The following is a 235-nucleotide window of genomic DNA, read 5'->3' as shown; positions in this document are numbered from 1 at the left end:
CTCGAAGCGAGGGACGCGCGATCTGTGGACAACCGGTTTTCGACTGCCGTTGTGAAGAAGTGTAACCAGTTCCGAACATATCTTCGAGAGTCGGGAACCGGCGTGTCGCACACGCGATCAGCGCTGCGGAGCCGGCTTCCCCGCGCCATACCAGCGCGACGACGGGACGCCCGTCTCTTTGCACAACGCGATCCAGACCTCCCGCGGCGGGAGTCCGGCCGCGATCGCCTCGTTC

1 protein-coding gene is annotated in these 235 nt (G+C 64.7%); it reads right to left on the bottom strand.

What is annotated here, in order from left to right; translation table 11 throughout:
• Positions 1-117: 117 nt before the first annotated feature.
• Positions 118-225, bottom strand: a complete 108-nt coding sequence (locus tag SB719_RS22660; RefSeq protein WP_412160110.1) for a DUF3046 domain-containing protein — start codon at positions 223-225, stop codon at positions 118-120.
• Positions 226-235: the final 10 nt, after the last annotated feature.

This window comes from Pantoea sp. SIMBA_079 (assembly GCF_046940275.1).
Classification (GTDB): Bacteria; Pseudomonadota; Gammaproteobacteria; order Enterobacterales; family Enterobacteriaceae; genus Pantoea; species Pantoea borealis.
Note: the sequence above shows the minus strand (reverse complement) of the source record. Positions and strands in the feature narration are given on the sequence as shown.